Origin of the sequence: Pseudomonas graminis, from assembly GCF_001705435.1 — a bacterium.
Classification (GTDB): domain Bacteria; phylum Pseudomonadota; class Gammaproteobacteria; order Pseudomonadales; family Pseudomonadaceae; genus Aquipseudomonas; species Aquipseudomonas graminis_B.
This window is the reverse complement of sequence record NZ_MDEN01000063.1, coordinates 103,393-123,114: the sequence shown is the minus strand read 5'-3', so window position 1 is coordinate 123,114 and position 19,722 is coordinate 103,393. Positions and strand designations below refer to the sequence as shown.

Genomic DNA, 19,722 nt, shown 5'->3' with positions numbered 1-19,722 from the left:
CCAACCGGCGGTAGGTAAAATCAGCCGATCAGGGCAATCAGCTGCTGGCGCTGGGCATCGGTGAGCAAAGGCCCTCTGGCTGCCTCGGCGTTTTCCTTCATGTATTTCGGATTGCCCGTACCGGGGATCGCGCACGTCACCGCCGGGTGTGAAATCAGAAACTTCAGCGCCAGTTGCGCCCAGCTCCTGGCCTGCACTTCCCCCGCCCAGCCCGGCAGGGGTTTGTTGCGCAAGCGGCCGAGCAGACTGCCGCCACCAAAAGGCCGATTGCAGATCACCGCCACCCCGCGCTCACGACACAGCGGCAACAACCGCGCTTCGACAGCGCGATCGTCCAGGGCGTAATTGATCTGCAGGAAATCGAAAGCGTCGGCCTTCAGCGCGGCTTCCACCTCGGCGTAGGCCGACGGGGTGTAGTGCGTCAGGCCGATGTAGCGAATGCGCCCTTGTTCTTTCCACTGACGCAGCGTCGGCAAGTGGGTTTTCCAGTCCAGCAGGTTGTGGATCTGCATGAGGTCGATGCGCTGGGTCTGCAGCAGCCGGAACGAGGCTTCCATCTGGGCAATGCCTTCATCGCGTCCCCGGGTCCAGACCTTGGTCGCCAGAAAAGCCGACGATGGCGGCTGATGGATCGCCAGCAACTCGCCGGTGGTTTCCTCGGCGCGACCGTACATCGGCGAACTGTCGATCACCCTGCCGCCGGCGTGGAACAGCTGGTCCACCACGGCGGGCAGCAGTTTGTACGCGTCGCTGCCGGGCTCGAAATCGAACCCGCGATACGTGCCGAGACCGATCATCGGCAATGCTTCGCCGCTGGATGGAATGTCTCGCGTGAGCATGTTCCGTTCTCCAGATTGGCCGGGCGAAGGACCGGGTTGCGGCGCTTCGGATGCCTGCGCATGGCGACTGACGGCGTCAAACACCAGCGCCGCCGAGGCACCGGCTGCCAGGGTGAGCAGTCTTCTGCGGGTGAGCGGGTGTGGGTCGGTCACGGGCATCTCTCCGGGTCGGGCTGACGTGAACGCACAGTGAATGGTCGACCCCACGCACGCGGCCTCGGTTCAAGTCCGCACGACCATCAGCGCAGATCGCGGGTTGGCGCTGTAACTAAATCATCTCTCCTAACGGCCCGGAATGACGCAGAGCGCCTCGGGATGCATTCCCACGCAGAGCGTGGGAACGATCAAACATCAGCGCCTGGACTGGCCTCTTCCCGGCTAAAGCCGGTCCCACTAAAAAGCAGCGCGTGCATCCAGAGGCACCGGCGGCGGCGTAGGATCGGCTTCAGCCGGGAAGCTCTTGATCTGCGCAGCGCTTTTGGTCTTCACAGTCTGCCTCCGGGCAGACGCTCTTGATCTCTGCAGATACTGCGACCATCTGCGCAGATCGCGGGAACGCTGGGCAGCCCCATGCGTCACAACTGCATCTTGAACACTGGAGCACACGAAATGAAAACCGTCATCACCCTGAACGAACTCGCCAACGCCGACCTTCGCCCCTACACCGAAATCTGGCTCACCTCGCCAACCGCCGTGCGCGAACCCCACCACACCGATGACGAACTGTGCCTGTGGCGCGCCAATCAAGTCTTCTCCCACGACATGCTCAGCGAAGGCACCCATGGCCAGAACGTGATGCCCGTCTGGCTCGTCGTCGACAACATTGATAACCCCGACCAAGTCCTGGAGGTCGAAACCCAAGTGCGTGAACGCCTGCTGACTGCCGGGCTTGAGGGAGAGTTTTATCCAGCGGAAGTGGGCGAAAGGATCGACGGGGTCAAGTGATTTAACGGCGCGGTGGTGACTTGCGCCGCAGCCTGACCAACCATATCGACGCCTGATCCGATGCCTCAAGCTGGCGGCGTTGCGCCCAGGCGTTTCCACATCGGTTTGGTCAAGCGTTGGCTGTGCTTGTAACCGGCCCACGGATCCTCCTTCAGCTTGCGCAACCGCTGCTGCAGATTGGTGATGTTCCACTGCGCCGAGGACTTCACCTCAGTCAGCTCGTCACGACTGATCGGCACTGACACCGGCAACCCCGGCCGCGCCCTCGCCGAATAGGCCACCACGGTGCTGGCGCCGCGGCTGTTACGCAGGTAATCGATGAAAATCTTGCCGACGCGGTTCTTCGGCCCGGACGTCGCAGTGAATCGGTCCGGCAGCTCCCGGGACATGAATTGCGCCAGCGCCTTGGCGAAGGCTTTGACCGACTCCCAATCGGCCCGACGCGCCAGTGGCACGACGATGTGCATACCCTTGCCGCCACTGGTCTTGACGTACGCGTCCAGGCCCAGCTCATCAAGGGTCGACAGCGTCAGTTGCGTGGCTTCGATCATGCTACGCCAAGGCAACTGGTCGCCCGGGTCGAGGTCGAGAACGAAGTGGTCCGGCAGCTCGATCTGATCGTAGGTCGCGCCCCACGTGTGCAGCTCGATGGTGCCCATCTGCGCCGCGCCGACCAGTGCCTTGACGCTGTCGATCTCCATCAACCGCGCGTGGCCGGGGTCGAGCTTGGGGTCTAGCTGCTTGATATTGGGGATCGCCATGCGCTCGGAATGCTTCTGGAAAAACTGCTCGCCTTCCACGCCCTCGGGGCAACGCAGCAGCGCCACGGGACGGTGGTCGAGGTGCGGCAAAATCCAGTCGGCCACCGACTCGTAATACTGCGCCAGCTCGATCTTGTGCAGGCCGCTCTGCGCATCAATCACCCGTTCGGGATGGCTGACCATCACGCCGGCCACTTCGATGCGGTCCTTGCCTGCGCGCTTACGGGTCGGCCTGGATTTCTCGGCGCCAGCATTGTCACCGGCCCCGGACTTCTTCGCGGGCGCTGAGGCCTTGGCGGCACGGGGCTTGAACGGCGCTTTGATGTCCTTCGGCGGTATCGGGTGCTCGTGGACCACTTCGCTGGCCGGCTTGTCGCTGCGCAACGAGACAAACGCCGAATGACGAATGATGCCGTCGCGGGTCCATTCGCCGAACTCGACTTCCGCCACCAAGGTCGGCTTTATCCAGTGCACGCCCCGGGCCTGGGCGCTCGTCACTTTTTTCTCCAGGGGCGATGTGTCCTGTTCCAGCGGCTTCATCTGCTCGAGCAAGTCGCCGAGCATCTGCTGATTGAATCCGGTGCCGACCCGACCGGCGTACACCAGACCTGCGCCCTCCTCGTTCACCGCCAACAGCAGCGCGCCAAAACCGTTGCGCGCGCCCTGGGGTTTAGTGAAGCCGACAATGACGAACTCCTGCCGTAACTTGCACTTGAGCTTGATCCAGTCGGCATTGCGACTGGACTGATACACGCTACCGGCACGCTTGCCAATGACGCCTTCGAGGGACATCAGACTGGCGCTCTCGATGATGTCGCGATGGCCTGCCGAGAAGGCTTCGGAGAACCGCAGCAGGCCTTTTTTCTGTCGCCCAAGGACTTTCTTCAGCGCCGCGCGACGGTCTTCGACGGGCGTATCGCGCAAGTCTTCCCCGTTCAGAAAAGGCACGTCAAACAGGTAATAAATGATGTCCATGCTGCGGTCGATGTCGAACGCATTCTGCAACGCCTGAAAATCCGGTAACCCGGCGGCATTGAGGACCACGACTTCGCCGTCCAGCCAGGTGTTGTCCAGCTTCAGACCGCCAATGGCCTTGGCCTGCAGCGGCAGGCGCTCGGTCCAGTCGTTGCCGTTGCGGGTGAAGAACTTCACCTCGCCATCGATGATGCGGGTCAGGATCCGGTAACCGTCGTACTTGATTTCGTAAAGCCATTTGCCTTCGGGGGGCGCGTCCATCAGCGTCGCCAACTGCGGCGAGAGCTTGGCCGGCACGCCTTTCTGTTTGGGCGACGGTGCTCTGGCTTTCTTTTCCACTGGCTTTTTTGCGGGCTTCGTACTGGCCGAAGTTTTACTGGCGGGTTCAGGCGCCGCCGATTGACGTTTGGCGTTCTTGGCCGGGTTACGTCCCTCGCCCACCGTTGCGCCATTGACCACGCTCTCAGGTTTGTCGACGACGATGTCGTAGTCTTCGCCCGCGCGCACGGCGTCGTCCTTTTCCTTGATCAACAGCCACTGCTCCTTGTCGCTGTTGCCCGGCAAACGGGTCCGTACCAGCGCCCAGTCACCGGTGAGTTTTTCGCCGATCAGGGTGAATTTGAGCTTGCCCGCCTTGTAGGTTTCCTGCGGGTCGCCGTGGGGCTGCCAGATGCCGCGATCCCAGACGATCACGTCGCCGGCGCCGTATTCGCCCTCGGGAATGCTGCCCTCAAAGCTGCCGTAGTCCAGCGGGTGGTCTTCAACGTGCACCGCCAGGCGCTTGTTTTTCGGGTCCAGACTCGGCCCCTTCGGCACCGCCCAGCTTTTCAGCGTGCCCTCCAGCTCAAGGCGAAAGTCGTAATGCAGATTGCGCGCATCGTGCTTGTGAATGACGAAACTCAGCGCCTTGCCTTTCTTCCTTCTTGCCTTGCCCTCGCCTTCGGCCGGCTCGGACGTGACATCGAAGTTGCGCTTGCGGGTGTATTCACTCACAGGTTTTGCCATGACGATGAACCTCTGCGCATTGGAACGCTGCATCTTTTAACGCTACAACACGACTCGCGTTCAAGAAGCCTTGGTGGTCTTCTTCCGGGGCGGTGCACGGCGCTTTGCCGGCGCATCGTCCTTGGACTCGGCTTTGCTTTTGCTGGCCGGTTTGGCTTTTGCAGGTGCCTTGGCTGCGCCGCTGCGACCGCCCAGACTGCGCTTGAGCAGCTCGGTCAGGTCGATGACATCAGCCGACTTGCGCTCGGTGTCGCCGGCGTCAGTTTCGACGTTCTCGATCTTGCCTTCGCGGGCCTTGGTTTCCACCAGCGACATGATCTGATCCTGGAAGGTGTCGCGGTACTCGTCGGCGTCCGGCGTCCACTCGGTGCTCATGTCCTTGATCAGGCGCTTGGCCATGTCCAGTTCGCTCTTGCTGAGCTTGACGTCGGTGGCTTCCTTGGGGAGTTCGAGGCTGTCCAGCCCGCGCACTTCCGAAGGCCAGCGCAGCAGCACGAGCACGATTGCCGATTCCAGCGGCATCACCGCCGCCAGGTGCTGACTGGTGCGAATCACCACATGGGCCAGCGCCACCTTGCCGGTGTCGACCAGCGACTGGCGCAACAGCGCGTAAACCTTTTCGCCGCGCTTGTCGGGGGCCAGGAAATAAGGCGTGTCGATGTGCTGGAGCGGAATCTGATCGCTGTCGACGAAACCGAAAATGTCGATGGTCTGGGTCGATTTCGGGTGCGCCGAGCGAATCTCGTCCTCGCTGATGACGACGTATCGTCCCTTCTCGTACTGCACGCCCTTGACGATGTTTTCTTTATTGATCTCCTTGCCGGAGACCTTGTTGATGCGCTTGTAACCGACAGGATCCATGCTGCGCTTGTCCAGCCAGTCGAAATCGACACCTTGCCGGGACGTCGCCGACACCAGCGCCACAGGAATATGCACCAGCCCAAAACTGATCGCGCCTTTCCAGATTGCCCGAGGCATAGTTTGTATTTCCGATGGGGTGTGAGGGGGTATGTTTAAGCAGTGACCGAAGCGCACGCGGAAAAGTTTCGGCCGAACGACCGGAGCGTCACTCTTATCAGGGGGGTGCCCGGCTTATGGGCAGTCATGATCTCGGGCCGCAAGCCGCGCTGACCAACGCTGCGCGATTGCCCAGCGGCCCCTTCTTAACGCAATGAAAAAGCGTTAACCTCGCGCCACTCTATTCTGCACGCCGTACCAGAGCCGTCTCTGTCAGGCCTGCGACCTCACCGGTATCCCCATGACCTCCAGTTCCCCCGCAATCCACGGCGCCACGATGACCAAGGGCCTGGCGATGCTGTTCGCCTTCTGCTGCGGCGCGATCGTTGCCAACCTGTATTACGCCCAGCCCATCATTGGCCTGATTGCGCCGGACATCGGGCTGTCCGGCACCCTGGCCAGCTTCATCGTGTCGCTCACCCAGATCGGCTACGCCCTCGGCCTGTTCTTCCTCGTGCCGCTGGGCGACTTGCTGGAAAACCGTCGCCTGATGATCGTCACCACCGGCGTCGCCATTCTCAGTCTGCTCAGCGCCGCGTTCGCGCAAACGCCCAATCTGTTCCTGATCGCCTCGCTGCTGGTGGGTTTCAGCTCGGTGGCGGTGCAGATTCTGGTGCCACTGGCCGCCAACCTGGCGCCGGAAGAAACACGCGGGCGCGTGGTCGGCAGCATCATGGGCGGCCTGCTGCTGGGGATTCTGCTGGCCAGGCCCGCTGCCAGTCTGATCGCCGACCACTTCGGCTGGCGCGCGGTGTTTGGCACGGCGGCCGCGGTGATGCTGCTGATCAGCGTGGTGCTGGCGACCACCATTCCCAAACATCAGCCGACGCACACTGCCACCTATGGCCAGTTGCTCAAATCATTATGGACCCTGCTGCGCAAACAGCCGGTCCTGCGCCAGCGCGCGTTCTATCAGGCCTGCATGTTTGCCACCTTCAGCCTGTTCTGGACCGCCGCGCCGCTGGAACTGGCAGGCAATCACGGCCTGTCGCAAAGCCAGATCGCCCTCTTCGCCCTGGTCGGCGCCATTGGCGCTATCGCCGCCCCCATCGCCGGCCGCCTGGCCGATGCCGGACACACCCGGGTCGCCAGCCTGTGCGCGATGCTATTCGCCGCATTGAGCTTTCTGCCGAGCCTGATCGAACCGGCATACGCCGTGATTGGCATGGCAGTGACCGGGGTCATCCTCGATTTCTGCGTGCAGATGAACATGGTCCTCGGCCAGCGTGCGGTCTACGCCCTCGACGCCAAAAGCCGCAGCCGGCTCAACGCGCTGTATATGACCAGCATCTTTATCGGCGGCGCGATTGGTTCGGTGGTGGCGAGCGCGCTGTATGACCATGGTGGCTGGGTCTGGATTGTGATCGTGGGGAGCGTGTTTCCGGTGTTGGCGTTGTTGGGTTTTTTGAAGAACTCACGGCCATGAAGAACGGAGCACGGCACGCGGAGGATGCTTAGACCAAAGGCGTGAGGCGCTGCTCGCCGCCCAAGAAAAAACCGCCGATTCGGCGGTTTTCTTGTGAAGGTTCAGCCCCTGAACCCAGCCATGGGGCCAGTGGGTCCGAGGTCTCTGCCGATCTCCAGCGCTAAGCGCAGAAAGTGCAATTGAGCCTGAGCATATTCCGCAGCGCGCCTGTGCGCTTCGGCACTGAATTCCGTCATTTCCCGAATTTTAGCCTTACGTTTTTTGACGTTCATAACGTGCCCTCTCGCCATACATCCATAGCGCAGATTATGGTTGTAGCGCCGCGCCTCTGTGCGGTAACTATTTATAGCGAATGCATTTTTCGCGACCACATCACACATCAACCGCAACGCGGCTCTCTGCACGCTTGGCTCCCCGGCTAATCAGCCCCCTTGACCCTCAACTCGCGTTCCAGCCAGCGTTTCAAATCCGCCACCTCAGCCGTTGTAATCGTGTGCCCTGCCCCGGCGTAGGAATGAAATTCCGGAACGATTAGCAGATTCTCCAGCACGGCTTTGGCATCCGTCGCGCCAGAGTAAGCCACGCGGGTGTCGGCCGAGCCGTGGCCGATGAACACTTTCAGCGATTTCAGGCGCTCGTCGGGCTTCAGCCGTGAATGGAGGGACGCGAGAATCTTGCCGCTCAAGGGCGCGATGCCGTGCACCAGCTCCGGGTATTGCAGGCCGATCTGATAGCTCATCATCGCGCCCTGGCTGAAGCCGACCAGGATCACTTTATCGGGCTGGGTCTGGTATTTCTCGGTGGCCTGTTCGATGAAGGTCCGCAGCAGGTCGGTGCTTTTGTCGACATCGCTGGTCACGCCTTCGTATTCGGCCTGATCGGTGTCCTGGGTAAACCACTTGTAGCCACCGCCGTCGACTTCCTGCGGCGCACGCACGGAGAGATAGGTGTAACTCGGGGAGAGATCGTTTTTGATATCGAGCAAGTCGCGCTCGTCGCTGCCGTAGCCGTGCAGGAAAATGATCAGGGGTTTGTCTTTGGATTCAGCGGGCGCCGCTGCCACGTACGGCAGCGCAAGATCGGTGAGCAGCGCAGGTTCTGCGTGGGCCATGCCAGTGAACATGCACAGCAGCGCGGCGAAAAATTTCATCATGGGGGTGAGCCTTTTTTGCGAAAAACGTCGGGCTCATCATACGCAGCATGTCGCGAATGTCAGCCCGTCAGTGTTCGATCAGAGCTGTCGGCGGGCTGTATGGGAGCGGTTTTTCATCTTGGCCGGGGATGGGCAATACGTTCAGGCTCGAAGTACAACGGAACGGCCGAATACCCGCTGCGGTCTAGGGATAAGCACATCAGCCCGTCGCCGAACCAAGGAGCACCCGTGAATATTTTTGAAGCCCTGAGAGAAAGTCATGACCGGCAACGCGGCTATGCCGATGCCTTGATCCAAACCCATGGCGACAGCAAGGAACGCGTCGAAGCCTACAAACAGCTGAAAGCGGAGCTGCAGGCCCATGAAACCGCCGAAGAGCGCTTCTTTTATATCCCGTTGATGCAGTTCGACAACGGCATCGACCTCAGCCGCCATGCCATTTCCGAGCACCATGAAATGGACGAAATGATGGAAGAACTCGACGAGACCGATATGTCCAGCCCCTCATGGCTGGCGACGGCCAAGAAGCTGTCGGAGAAAGTCCACCACCACCTCAAGGAAGAAGAGCAGAAGTTCTTCCAGTCGGCGGGTAAGCTGCTGGACGACAAGCAGAAAGAGTCGCTGGCCAGTGAGTATCAGAAGGAGTACGAGGAGCAACTGGCTGAAGCCTGAGCCGCTCTGAATGCTGAAAGCCCCGATTCTTCGGGGCTTTTTTTTGCCTGCGTTTTCTGCCGTGTGTTCTTGTTCGCGATGCAGTGTTTCTGGTGAAGACCGTCTGGGTGCTGTCTTGGCGGTGTGCGCAGGAAGTTGCGCACCCGTTTGTTGGAAATGGGGCGATTGACCGGCTGGAGGCCACGTCGTTTTTGGCGTGCAGGCGAGTGAGCAAGAAGTTGCACAGGGGTGCGCAACTTATTGCGCACTATTTCTTTGTCTTTAGGTGCGGCGTTCGCTAACACCTGCTTTTTCCTCTCTTAAGTCATTGATTTTAATTGGCTAATTCGTGGCTGGCACAGCCCTTGATATCTCCGTCGCCCCCGGTTCGGCAAACACGCCCGCCGGGTGGTTTTTTGAGCACGGAGAGCATCCTTGGCGACCCCCTTAAATCTGCCCGTTGGTGGTGAGAAACGCGAACCGCAAGTGGCGATCGTTCCGCTTGATCAGATTCAGCTAGAAGACGTTGGCGCCGGTGCGGCCAACGTTGACGCCTGGCTGCAGGAGATCAGTGGCGGGGTTGTCACGCTCGAGCGAATCAAAAGCGCGGCCGGGTTTCTGCCGGTGGTGGGCAACGTCATGGCGCTGGTTGATGCGCTGAATGACATCGCCACCCTCTCGAAAAGTCCGGAGCGTGAGCTTCTGGATTGGGTAAGCCTCGGCATTAATCTGATCGGGATGATGCCAATCCCGCCCACCATGGCAGCAGCGCGGATGAGCCTTCGTCCGATGCTGTTTCTGGTGCGTCAGGAAATGCGTCGGTCGGGCAAGGTTGTGTTGGGCGATGCGCTGATCGAGATTCTGATCGGGCACCTCAATGCCACCATTGTCGGGACCCTTGATGACTTTGTGCGTCAGGCGCAGGGCAAGCTTCCCGGGATTCTCGATGGCGCCGTGGCATTGGGCGAAAGCGTGTTTATCGAGATCGCCGATGGCCTTGAGAAGGTGGCCAAGGTTGCCCACGGCGCGAGGAAGGTCGTCGGCAAGCTTGACGCCGAAAGCAATCTAAATGAAGCGGTACACCTGATCAGCGTCTCCCGCGATCAGTGGGCGTACGACCACAAAGCTTCGATTGGCAACATGTTCGCTGCAGTTGCCGAACTCTACATCGCCGCAGGCAAAGACAAGGTCAATGACGTTGTCGAGACTCTGCTGCCCGAGGCGCTGGAAACCAAAGTCCAAGGTCACGCCGACTCGTTGCGTGCTATGGGCAAAGACCTCAGGACTCAGATAAATCGTCTGGCGGATCCAGAGGTTCAGAACTCCATCGGTTCGTTGCTGCAGACACTGGCCGGCGCGGTTGTCAGTTGGCGTTCGCGCAATGGGCATGGGCAGTCTTTCAACATCAAGCCTGGCGTTACCAATCAGGCCAAGCGCCAGGCGGGTGAAGGCAAGCTGGAGGTTGTTCAGCATGAGCGGCCTGCGAAGGGGCGGCCTAACGAGCGGAAGAAATGTGCGTGCCCGTGTCCTTGTGAGTGTGCCTGTGCGGCGACGCGGAACAGCATCAGTTTTGCGATGGGCTCGGAGTCGGTCAGTCACACCGATTTCAGTCTGCCGGGGCCGTTTCCCATTGAGTGGACTCGGACTTATTGCTCGAGCCTCGATGCCTACGATCAGGACGTTATCGGCGCACGCTGGATTACGCCGTTTACGACACGCTTTGATCTCGTCGGCGATGGTTTGGTGTTTCATGACGCCGATGGCCGTAGCCATGAATTCCCTCTTCCAAAGGTCAAACTTTTTCACTTCGACGCCATTGAAAATCTGACCGTTAGCCGCGTCAGCAAGGACCGGTTGGTGCTGATGCGTGGCCTGGAACACAGGGAAACCTATGTTCGGCGGGGTGGTCGTTTTGTTCTGATCAACAAGGTTTTGCCCAACGGCGCTGGGGTGATGCTGCATTACGAGCATCGGCACGGTGATCAGATGGTTCTTTCCGAGTTGGTGACTTACTCGGAGAAAGATCTAAACAAAGTCCATCTTCGCCTGGGCATTTTGATCGATGATCAGGGGCAGCTAACCGGCCTTTGGGAAAGACGTGACGGCGGCGTCAAACGCCAACTCTGCGCGTATCAGTACGATGGTTTTGGTGACCTTGTTCTGGCTCAGGATGAGAACGGCGGTACATGGCGTTATCAGTATCAAGATCACCTGATTACGCGCTACACCGACCGCACCAATCGCGGTCTGAACCTGCAATGGCAAGGCTCCGGCCCGGATGCCAAGGCCGTACGCGAATGGGCTGACGACGGCAGTTTTGACACGCGATTGGCGTGGGATGAAAACATCCGTCTGACCTTTGTCACTGATGCCCTCGGTAACGAAACCCGGCATTACTACGACAGCCTCGGTTATACCTATCGCATTTGCCATGCCGATGGTCGCTCGGAGTGGTTCTTCCGCGACGCCGCCAAGAACATCATCCGCCACGTCCACACCGATGGCAGCACCGACCGGTATCGCTACGACAAGCTAAGCAATCTGACCGAACACACCCGCGCTGATCACAGCGTGATGAATTACGCCTACGACGATAAAAGCCACCTGATCAAGATCAGCGATGGCGAGGGTGGCTTGTGGAAACGGGACTATGACCTTCGCGGAAACTTGGTTGAGGCGATCGATCCGCTAGAGAACGTTACCGAATACGCCTACAACGGCTTCGGTCTTCCTACCGCGATCAAGGACGCTAACGGCAATACAAAGGCGTTGGCCTACAACGACGCCGGACAACTCGTTAAGTACACCGACTGCTCTGGCAAGGTCAGCGCTTGGGAATACGACGAACGCGGCCAGATGGTTCGCTTCACCGACCCTGTTGGCCACAGCACCGCGTACGAATACAAATCAGGTCAGTTGGTCCTGATCAAGCATCCGGACAAAACCGAAGAACGCTTCAGCCGCGATGCAGAAGGTCGTTTGCTGGCCCACTCCGATGGCCTGGAACGCTGCACGACGTGGCGCTACACCGCTGCGGGATTCATCGCCGAACGCGTTGATGCCGCCGAACAAACCCTGCGTTACCGCTGGGACAAGCTTGGCCGGCTGGTGGCGCTGGAAAACGAAAACGAGCGCCGCGCTCACTTTCACTACGACCCTGTGGGTAGGCTGCTGGAAGAGCGCGGCTTTGATGAGCGTTCGACTCGATATCAGTACGATCCCGAAACCGGGCGTCTTGCCGAGACTATCAACGGGCAGCGCTCCATTGCTTTGACCTTCGACCCCATGGGCCGCCTGACCGAACGCCGCGCCACCCTCGGGGAGAAGTCTCAGAGCGAAACCTTCGCCTACGACGGCAATGGCCATCTGGTCATGGCGACCAACGCCGTCAGCAAGCTCCAATGGTTCCACGACCCGGCCGGCAACCTGCTGCGCGAACATCAGCACTACACCAGCCTGATAGAACCGCTGGTTGCCGTTTGGCAGCACGAGTACGACGTGCTGAACAACCGCGTCGCGACTATCCGTCCTGACGGCCATCGCGTCAGTTGGCTGACCTATGGCAGCGGTCATCTGCTGGGGCTGAAACTGGACGAGCACGAACTCCTCAGTTACGAGCGCGATGATCTGCATCGCGAAGTCGCCCGCCACCAGGGCAACCAACTCCTGCAAACCCAAAGCTGGGACCCGGCGGGACGCCTGCAAGAGCAACTGCTAGGACGTCCCGACGACAAAGCCACACTCATCAAACGCGCGTACACCTACGACGCCGCCGGCCAACTCACCGACATCGACGACAGCCGCCGTGGGGAGTTGAGCTACCGATACGATCCCGTCAGCCGACTAATCAATGCCACCAGCCGCCTGGGCGTGGAAACCTTCGCTTTCGACCCGGCCAGCAACCTGCTCAACGACAGCGACGCGCCAGTCCGCCGACCTTTAGATCCCGAGCCAGTCCGCCACAAGCTGATCGACAACCTGCTGCGCGACTACGCCGGCAGCCACTACGAATACGACGAGCGCGGCAACCAGACTGAGCGCTGGACCAACGGCCTGCGCAGCGAGCTTCACTGGGATCTATTTGATCGTCTGGTGCACTTCCGAGATTCGCGCCTGACTGTCGACTTCGGCTACGACCCTCTGGGACGGCGCCTCTACAAGTTCTCCAAAGCCCACTACCGACCGCGCCCGGAAGCCGGAACCGGCTGGAACGAAAACGAACACGCCCGCAAAGAACGCGAACTCGGCTGCGGCTTCACCCTGTACGGCTGGGACGGCGACAACCTGGCCTGGGAAAGCAGCCCACCGCCATACGCTGGCGCCCTCGGCCGGACGGTGCATTACATCCACGAGCCCGGCACTTTCGTCCCGGTGGCCCAAGCCATCCGCCACGAAACCATCCGCCTGGTAAGCCAACCGACCTATCAGGGCCGCTACAACTTCAAAGAAGACCCGCTCTGGAACTACAAACCTGTCGCACTCCCGATCGACACCTTGGCCTGGTACCAATGCGACCACCTCGGCACCCCGCAGGAAATCACCGACCAAAACGGCAATACCGCCTGGAGCGCCCAATACAAAGCGTGGGGCGAAGCGAAAGAACAGCGTTCTGAATTCGCCCAACAAGTCGGCCTGACCAACCCGATCCGCTTCCAGGGCCAATACCACGACCACGAGACCGGCCTGCACTACAACCGGCATCGGTACTATGATCCAAAGGTCGGGCGGTTCATTAGCAAGGATCCGATAGGGTATTCGGGCGGGCTAAACCTTTACGCATATGCTGCAAACCCGGTGGAGTGGATCGACCCACTCGGCTTGCATAAAGTCATCGCAACGAACAGCCGTAGGAGCGCAATGAAGAAGGCGCAGCAACATGCCCAAGTCCCGCGAGTAGGTAGAGGAGGAAAGGACATTCCAATGGAACGACTCCACCCTAGTAGCCGTGGAGTAAATTGTGCCTGCCTAAAAAAACGAGGAATTGCCACGCTCGGTCGCGAAGTTGAAGAACAGCAGCTAGAGGTATTTGACCACCCAGATGGACATCCTGACTTGGTTGGGCCTGGACAACCGGAGCACCATGAAATGCCTCATGTCCACGCGACAAATAAAAAAGGTGAGGTGTTAATATTTACCTATCCGTCAGGCCGTAAAGGACACTGAGATGAAATACTATAAAATTATGTGCTTCAAAGCGGATTTCTCAGAGTTTAGAACTCAAGTGGATAATCTCATAACCGAAATGTCCGCGGGAAATCATGATGAGTTTGCGCTACTAATGGCAACTGACTTACAAAATAATGTTGGCTTCCATACCACACCTCATGGTAATGCCGCAATTCGCACGCTGGTTTCCAGATGCTATTCAGTTGATTTACAGCATTTAAGCGTCAAACGACCGCAGGCAGGGGACGTCGTGCGAATGTCTCGACTATTATTTCGGGAAAAGGATGGCAAGTTTGAATCATTGCTGAGCGAACATTCAAAATATGAAGCTGACCTAAAAAAATATAAAGTGATCTCAAGACACAGGCCTGCCGTGATGCCAACGATGTCAACACTTGCCGGCATGCTTAAGGACGAGCGTTTGTCGATCACTGGGAAGGATTTATTTGAAGCTTTAGACAAGACTTGCCACTATGTAATGCGGCGGGTGGTATCGGGCGAGCATGGCCGCGATGCATTTATCGTTTTCTCCTCGAATCTAGATTTCTTCTTCAGCGAATTCAAAGAGATAATTGCGGATCACGCGACAATTAAGTTTGTCAAAAGCACGCGCGAACTTATCTATTATTAACTTGAAGGGTTATTATAAAGGGGACAGACCCTTAAGCCATATTGACGATTCAGTGCACGACAAAGGTAGCGGAGATGTGACTTTCAGTAGAAAAACAATAGCAAGTTAAAGGGGACGGACCCCTTTAACTCTACATCAACCGTACGTTTATGGTGAAGGACACCAAACATGAGCGGGTCGACATTGAAATTATAACCGGCAAGGCTTTCGTGGAGTAAATATATGTTCAGCAGCTATCTAGATAACGCGCAATCCTACATTGGTCTGGAACGGCATTTATATGAGTTGTTTTATTCGGAGGCGCAGGAGCAGGGACTGGACGCTGGCAAATTTAAAGTGCCGTACGGCAATACGAGATTTTCGGATGGGACGCCGTGTCAAGACGGCAATCCAATATTCTCTACAAAAAATGAAAGCAATGGTCAAATTCTAAGAATAGTGCTCGATGAGGATATCGATAAGTTGGTGTCGTATCATGACAAAGAAATGAATCGTGAACTCGTCCTAGTAGGAAAAGTGGCTTTACTGGATGAAATCAAAAAAGAAATGTGTAAATGGATTAGATCCCAATAATCAAACTTACATGTAGACGTCGCAGGCACGAAATGGAACTAAACTAAGTTAAAGGGGACGCCCCCCTTTAACTCAAAAATTAACCATTTGCTAGCTTCTCCAATTTCCATAAACAAAAGGGAACAGCTCTTCAATTTTCGTTAACTATTGATCCGATGGGGAGATTCACTCGGCTCAAATCCCACCACAACACAATTAATACCCTCAACCTTCACACTACGAGATATCGTATGCTTACCGATAAACTGGCCTTCAATTTCTGCAGGGCCTGTGCCCTGATCTTCGCCCTACTCTCGGGCTCAACCATGGGTTAAAGGGGACGGACTCCTTTAATACTTAAAGCGAGTCCCCACTTTGACTCACGACCAGTAGATAACAGCGGAATGCAATATGAACGTATTGGCATCATCATTTTTTGAGATTTTCATCCAGTTTTTAACGGGTGCAACACTAAGACACCCTGAGGTATTTGGACTCGAAAATTTTTCACCAAACGAACTTATTTCTCAAGACTTCGAGCTAGCAGGCAAAGTCGATGACTATCACTTTTTTGAGAAGCTTTACAATGTAAGTCACCACAATAGAAGTGTAGGTGTGGTGTTGAAGCCCTATTTTTTTCAGGACCAGCAGGTAGCTAGCGGCTTCAGAGTTTTAAAAGGAGTGAGGCTCACATCACTATTAAAAGAATATATCAGATATGGTCAACACCACCCTGAAGTTGCCAAACGCATGACATTCTATTTTTTTCATGACAATAAAGACGGCGCTATAATTTTTGATGATTCGCTGGCAGTGCGATTCAGCCATAGAAACCGGAGGGATGGGTATCAGGTCGTGACGCTGGAACGTGACTACGATGAAATAGGGGCATTAAAAAAAATCGCGACTGACGCTATAAAACTCACTATGGATTTTCACGAGCTTGAATTGACATCCTCCTCTCTGAGGAGACGGTACCGGGGGGCAGCTTATCAGCAGGTCAGCAAGGCGCTGATAGTTAACGGCAAAAAACCTTCTAGTCGGATTTTGTAGGGCCTTCCCTTCCGATGCTTAAATCCTAAATACGGGCAAGACGGGCAAGCATGATTACATCCGCTCTGGGTGTACCCACCCACTCCAAACGCAAAAAGCCCCGAATCATCGGGGCTTTTCCATCACGCCAGTGAGTTGATCCCCAGAATCAAGGATCAACCTGCGCCATCAACTCCACCACCGGCTCCGTCCGCTTCGCATACCGCTGAGCCACCACCGCGCACACCATCAGCTGAATCTGGTGAAACAGCATCAGCGGCAAGATCAGCAACCCAATCGTGCTTCCCGCAAACAGCACCTGGGCCATCGGCACGCCGGTGGCCAGGCTTTTCTTCGAGCCGCAGAACAGGATGGTGATGCGGTCTTCCTGATTGAAGCCGAACAGCTTGGACAGCAGGGTCGCAGCCACGAGCACCAGTGTCAGCAGCAGGCAGCACACTCCTACCAGCCCGGCCAGGTCCCAGATCGGTGTTTTCTGCCAGATGCCTTCGTTGACCGCTTCACTGAACGCGCCGTAGACCACCAGCAGGATCGAGCCTTGATCGACGAATTTCAGCCAGTTCTTGTTGCGTCCGACCCAGGCGCCAATCCAGCGCCGCATGATCTGGCCGGCAATGAACGGCAGCAGCAACTGCACGCTGATCTTGATGATCGCATCGAGGGTCGAGCCACCTTCGCCGTGAACGTTCAGCAACAGCGTGACCAGCAGCGGCGTCAAGAATATCCCGAACAGGCTGGAGGCCGCCGCGCTGCAGATCGCCGCCGGAATATTGCCGCGCGCCAGTGAGGTGAAGGCGATCGCCGACTGCACCGTCGCGGGCAGCGCACACAGGTACAGGATGCCCATGTACAGGTCTTTGCCAATCAGGGGCGACAGCACGGGTTTGAGTGCCAGACCGAGCAAGGGAAACAGGACGAATGTCAGCCCGAATACCAGCAGGTGCAGGCGCCAGTGCCCTGCCCCGGCGATGATCGATTCGCGGGACAGTTTGGCGCCGTGGAGAAAGAACAGCAGCGCAATGGCAATGTTGGTCAGCCAGCCGAAGCCAACGGCCACTTGCCCGGTGGCCGGCAGGAAGCTGGCGATGATCACCACGGTGATCAGCATGAGGGTGAAGTTGTCGGGGAGAAAGCGGGGGCGGGTCATCTGCGTCATCCGAAGGTGCCAGGAACATGCCCGTCACTTTAGCGCGCAATGCACGTGCCGACTAACGCCAATAAGTCGATCAATAGCGCCTAACGGACACCTCGGCCGATCTGGACCTACCGAGTACCTGTTCCCGGCTAAAGCCGGTCCCACTAGACGCAGGGGGAGCCGCTTGCCAGACATTGCGTCGACAAGCGGATCAGCGATAACCCGGGTTATGTCAGGCAAGACCGCCCTGAATCACGCGCATCACGGTCACCCGACGCTGGCCCGGGTTGTCGGCGATGAGGCGGGACAATGCGGCTTGCCACTTCACTATGTCTTTCTCTTTCGAGAGCATCATCAGTTGTTCCCAGCCCATCGGCCCACGGGGGCCAGCCTGTGCAGCGGATATCTCGGGACTGTCTTCGCGTTTCAGGAGGTTTGCTGCAATTTCCGAGAGAGTACTCATGGCCGGCTCCTGGGCGTGCGCGTCGTGGCGCATGCCGATTCAAAACGAAAGGTGATGTCAGGAGTGCCTTCGCGCCAATTTTCGGTGATCAAGGCCGCCTGTAACAGGGCTGTAGCAAAGTTCAGACCAACAGAGGCCTGGCCGCCCCTCACTCATTTTCCCCTCCAAAACTGTCAGGGAAAGACCGGTTCAACCACCCCCAATGTGCCATCACGAACAAAGCGGTCTTGCTGAGCTTGTAACCCTCCCACCCCGCTTCATGTGTAACGCTAGCGTGTCACTTGATGGCAAATGTTTGTCGAATTTGTTACATATTTGAGAAATCTTGATACATTTTTAACTAAATCGCTGGACGATCGTCCCAACCCTGTGCCAATTTTTCCTCGCTTCATGCACCAAGCGAGTGATTGGATGACCTCGCACCTGAGGTCATTCGGTCGTTTTTTTTCACGCAGACAAGGATATGTCTGAATGTCGAAACTTAAACTCAATGCCCTCGGCGTCACGCCGCAGGGTCCAAGCTCTGCCTACAACCAGATCAACACGTTCAGCCACCAATACGATCGAGGCGGAAACCCGATCAACGGAAAACCGTCGTACACGGTGGACAAGGCAGCCGACTACATCTTGCGCGACCATGCCGCATGGGCAGACTCGAACAAGAGCGGCACCATCGAGTTGACCTACACCTTCCTGACCAGCCGACCCGCCGATTTCGATCGCACCCTGGGCACGTTCAGCGCCTTTTCGGCGCTGCAACAATCCCAGGCCAAGCTGTCGATGCAGTCCTGGGCCGATGTCGCGAAAGTCACCTTCACCCAAGCCAATTCCGGCGGTGACGGGCACATGACGTTCGGCAACTACAGCGGTGACAACGGCGGCGCGGCGTTTGCCTACCTCCCTGATAGCGGCTCGTATGCAGGTCAGTCCTGGTACATGATCAACAACAGCTATCAGGTCAACGCCAACCCTGGCACCAGCAACTACGGGCGCCAGACCCTGACCCACGAAATCGGCCATACCCTGGGCCTGTCGCACCCCGGCGATTACAACGCCGGCAACGGCAACCCGACCTATGCCGATGCCACCTATGCCCAGGACACTCGCGGCTACAGCGTGATGAGCTACTGGAGCGAAACCAACACCGGGCAGAACGCCAAAGGGGCTTACGCCTCGGCACCCTTGCTCGACGATATTGCCGCCGTACAAAAGCTGTACGGTGCCAATCTCGCGACACGTGCCGCAGACACCACCTACGGCTTCAACTCCACAGCAGATCGTGACTACTACTCGGCGACGTCCTCGTCGTCCAAGCTGGTGTTCGCGGTATGGGATGGCGGTGGCAAGGACACTCTGGACTTCTCCGGCTACACCAGCAGCCAGAAAATCAACCTCAACGAGGCTTCGTTTTCGGATGTCGGCGGCCTGGTGGGCAACGTGTCCATTGCCAAAGGTGTGGTCATCGAGAACGCCATCGGCGGCTCGGGCAATGACCTGATCATTGGCAACAGCGCAGCCAACGAACTCCGTGGTGGTGCCGGCAACGACATCATCTTCGGTGGCGGCGGTGCCGATAAACTGTGGGGTGGTACGGGCGCGGATACGTTTGTATTCGCGGCCAGCAGTGACTCACGGCCGTCGGCGCCGGACCAGCTCATGGACTTTGTCAGCGGTCAGGACAAAATCGATCTGTCGGCCATGCCGGAGTTTGCGACAAGCCACATCCCGCTGACGTTCGTCAGTGCGTTCAGCGGTACGGCAGGTCAGGCCATGCTGTCCCAGATCAGCACTGGCAGCACCTTGTCGATCGACCTCACGGGCGACCGTGCGGCCGATTTCATGGTGAACACCGTAGGCCAGGCCGCGACGACTGACATCGTGGTTTAAGCCTGAGGGGGCGGCGTGAGAGCGCCGTCCCTATACCCGGAGCAGATCAATGAATTGGAAGAC

Annotated in this window: 14 protein-coding genes; 8 read left to right on the top strand and 6 right to left on the bottom strand. The window is 57.8% G+C overall.

Features of this window, described 5'->3' with window-relative positions:
* Positions 1 to 20: 20 nt before the first annotated feature.
* Complete coding sequence (locus BBI10_RS14220; RefSeq protein WP_065989287.1) at positions 21 to 998, bottom strand: aldo/keto reductase; 978 nt, start codon at positions 996 to 998, stop codon at positions 21 to 23.
* Positions 999 to 1,448: 450 nt separating this feature from the next.
* On the opposite strand from BBI10_RS14220, the gene BBI10_RS14215 reads away from it, so the two are divergent.
* Complete coding sequence (locus BBI10_RS14215; protein WP_065989285.1) at positions 1,449 to 1,784, top strand: hypothetical protein; 336 nt, start codon at positions 1,449 to 1,451, stop codon at positions 1,782 to 1,784.
* Positions 1,785 to 1,849: 65 nt separating this feature from the next.
* Here the strand turns inward: BBI10_RS14215 and ligD are convergent, their stop codons facing one another.
* Entirely contained in the window at positions 1,850 to 4,525 is a 2,676-nt protein-coding gene (gene ligD / locus BBI10_RS14210; protein WP_065989683.1) for a DNA ligase D, read from the bottom strand.
* Positions 4,526 to 4,585: 60 nt separating this feature from the next.
* Positions 4,586 to 5,503 carry a Ku protein gene (locus tag BBI10_RS14205; protein WP_065989284.1) on the bottom strand — a complete coding sequence of 306 codons (918 nt, stop codon included), beginning with the start codon at positions 5,501 to 5,503 and terminating at the stop codon, positions 4,586 to 4,588.
* Positions 5,504 to 5,783: 280 nt separating this feature from the next.
* Here BBI10_RS14205 and BBI10_RS14200 point away from each other — a divergent pair, with 280 nt between their 5' ends.
* Positions 5,784 to 6,968 (top strand): MFS transporter, encoded by a 1,185-nt coding sequence (locus BBI10_RS14200; protein ID WP_065989283.1) that lies wholly within the window; start codon positions 5,784 to 5,786, stop codon positions 6,966 to 6,968.
* Positions 6,969 to 7,386: 418 nt separating this feature from the next.
* On the opposite strand, the gene BBI10_RS14190 is transcribed toward BBI10_RS14200, so the two are convergent.
* Positions 7,387 to 8,121, bottom strand: coding sequence for an alpha/beta hydrolase (locus tag BBI10_RS14190; protein ID WP_065989274.1), 735 nt, complete (start codon positions 8,119 to 8,121; stop codon positions 7,387 to 7,389).
* A gap of 228 nt (positions 8,122 to 8,349) precedes the next feature.
* On the opposite strand from BBI10_RS14190, the gene BBI10_RS14185 reads away from it, so the two are divergent.
* The 5 genes from BBI10_RS14185 to BBI10_RS14165 all read left to right on the top strand — a co-directional run bounded on the left by BBI10_RS14185 (position 8,350) and on the right by BBI10_RS14165 (position 16,174).
* Positions 8,350 to 8,793: a hemerythrin domain-containing protein gene (locus BBI10_RS14185; RefSeq protein ID WP_065989270.1), complete on the top strand. Its 444-nt coding sequence runs from the start codon at positions 8,350 to 8,352 to the stop codon at positions 8,791 to 8,793.
* Between the two features lie 414 nt (positions 8,794 to 9,207).
* Entirely contained in the window at positions 9,208 to 13,935 is a 4,728-nt protein-coding gene (locus tag BBI10_RS14180; protein ID WP_244160367.1) for an RHS repeat-associated core domain-containing protein, read from the top strand.
* A gap of 1 nt (position 13,936) precedes the next feature.
* Positions 13,937 to 14,569: a hypothetical protein gene (locus BBI10_RS14175; protein WP_065989268.1), complete on the top strand. Its 633-nt coding sequence runs from the start codon at positions 13,937 to 13,939 to the stop codon at positions 14,567 to 14,569.
* A gap of 222 nt (positions 14,570 to 14,791) precedes the next feature.
* Positions 14,792 to 15,142, top strand: a complete 351-nt coding sequence (locus tag BBI10_RS14170) for a hypothetical protein (protein WP_065989267.1) — start codon at positions 14,792 to 14,794, stop codon at positions 15,140 to 15,142.
* Between the two features lie 390 nt (positions 15,143 to 15,532).
* Positions 15,533 to 16,174 carry a hypothetical protein gene (locus BBI10_RS14165; protein ID WP_065989266.1) on the top strand — a complete coding sequence of 214 codons (642 nt, stop codon included), beginning with the start codon at positions 15,533 to 15,535 and terminating at the stop codon, positions 16,172 to 16,174.
* A gap of 148 nt (positions 16,175 to 16,322) precedes the next feature.
* On the opposite strand, the gene BBI10_RS14160 is transcribed toward BBI10_RS14165, so the two are convergent.
* Both BBI10_RS14160 and BBI10_RS14155 read right to left on the bottom strand, forming a co-directional pair.
* Positions 16,323 to 17,321, bottom strand: a complete 999-nt coding sequence (locus tag BBI10_RS14160) for a bile acid:sodium symporter family protein (RefSeq protein WP_065989682.1) — start codon at positions 17,319 to 17,321, stop codon at positions 16,323 to 16,325.
* A gap of 220 nt (positions 17,322 to 17,541) precedes the next feature.
* The gene (locus BBI10_RS14155) at positions 17,542 to 17,772 is read right to left on the bottom strand and encodes a hypothetical protein (protein ID WP_065989264.1); all 231 of its coding nucleotides are present in this window, start codon (positions 17,770 to 17,772) and stop codon (positions 17,542 to 17,544) included.
* Between the two features lie 471 nt (positions 17,773 to 18,243).
* Between BBI10_RS14155 and BBI10_RS14150 the strand changes: the two genes are divergently transcribed.
* On the top strand, positions 18,244 to 19,659 hold the full coding sequence (locus tag BBI10_RS14150) for a serralysin family metalloprotease (protein ID WP_065989262.1): 1,416 nt from the start codon (positions 18,244 to 18,246) through the stop codon (positions 19,657 to 19,659).
* Positions 19,660 to 19,722 lie beyond the last annotated feature (63 nt).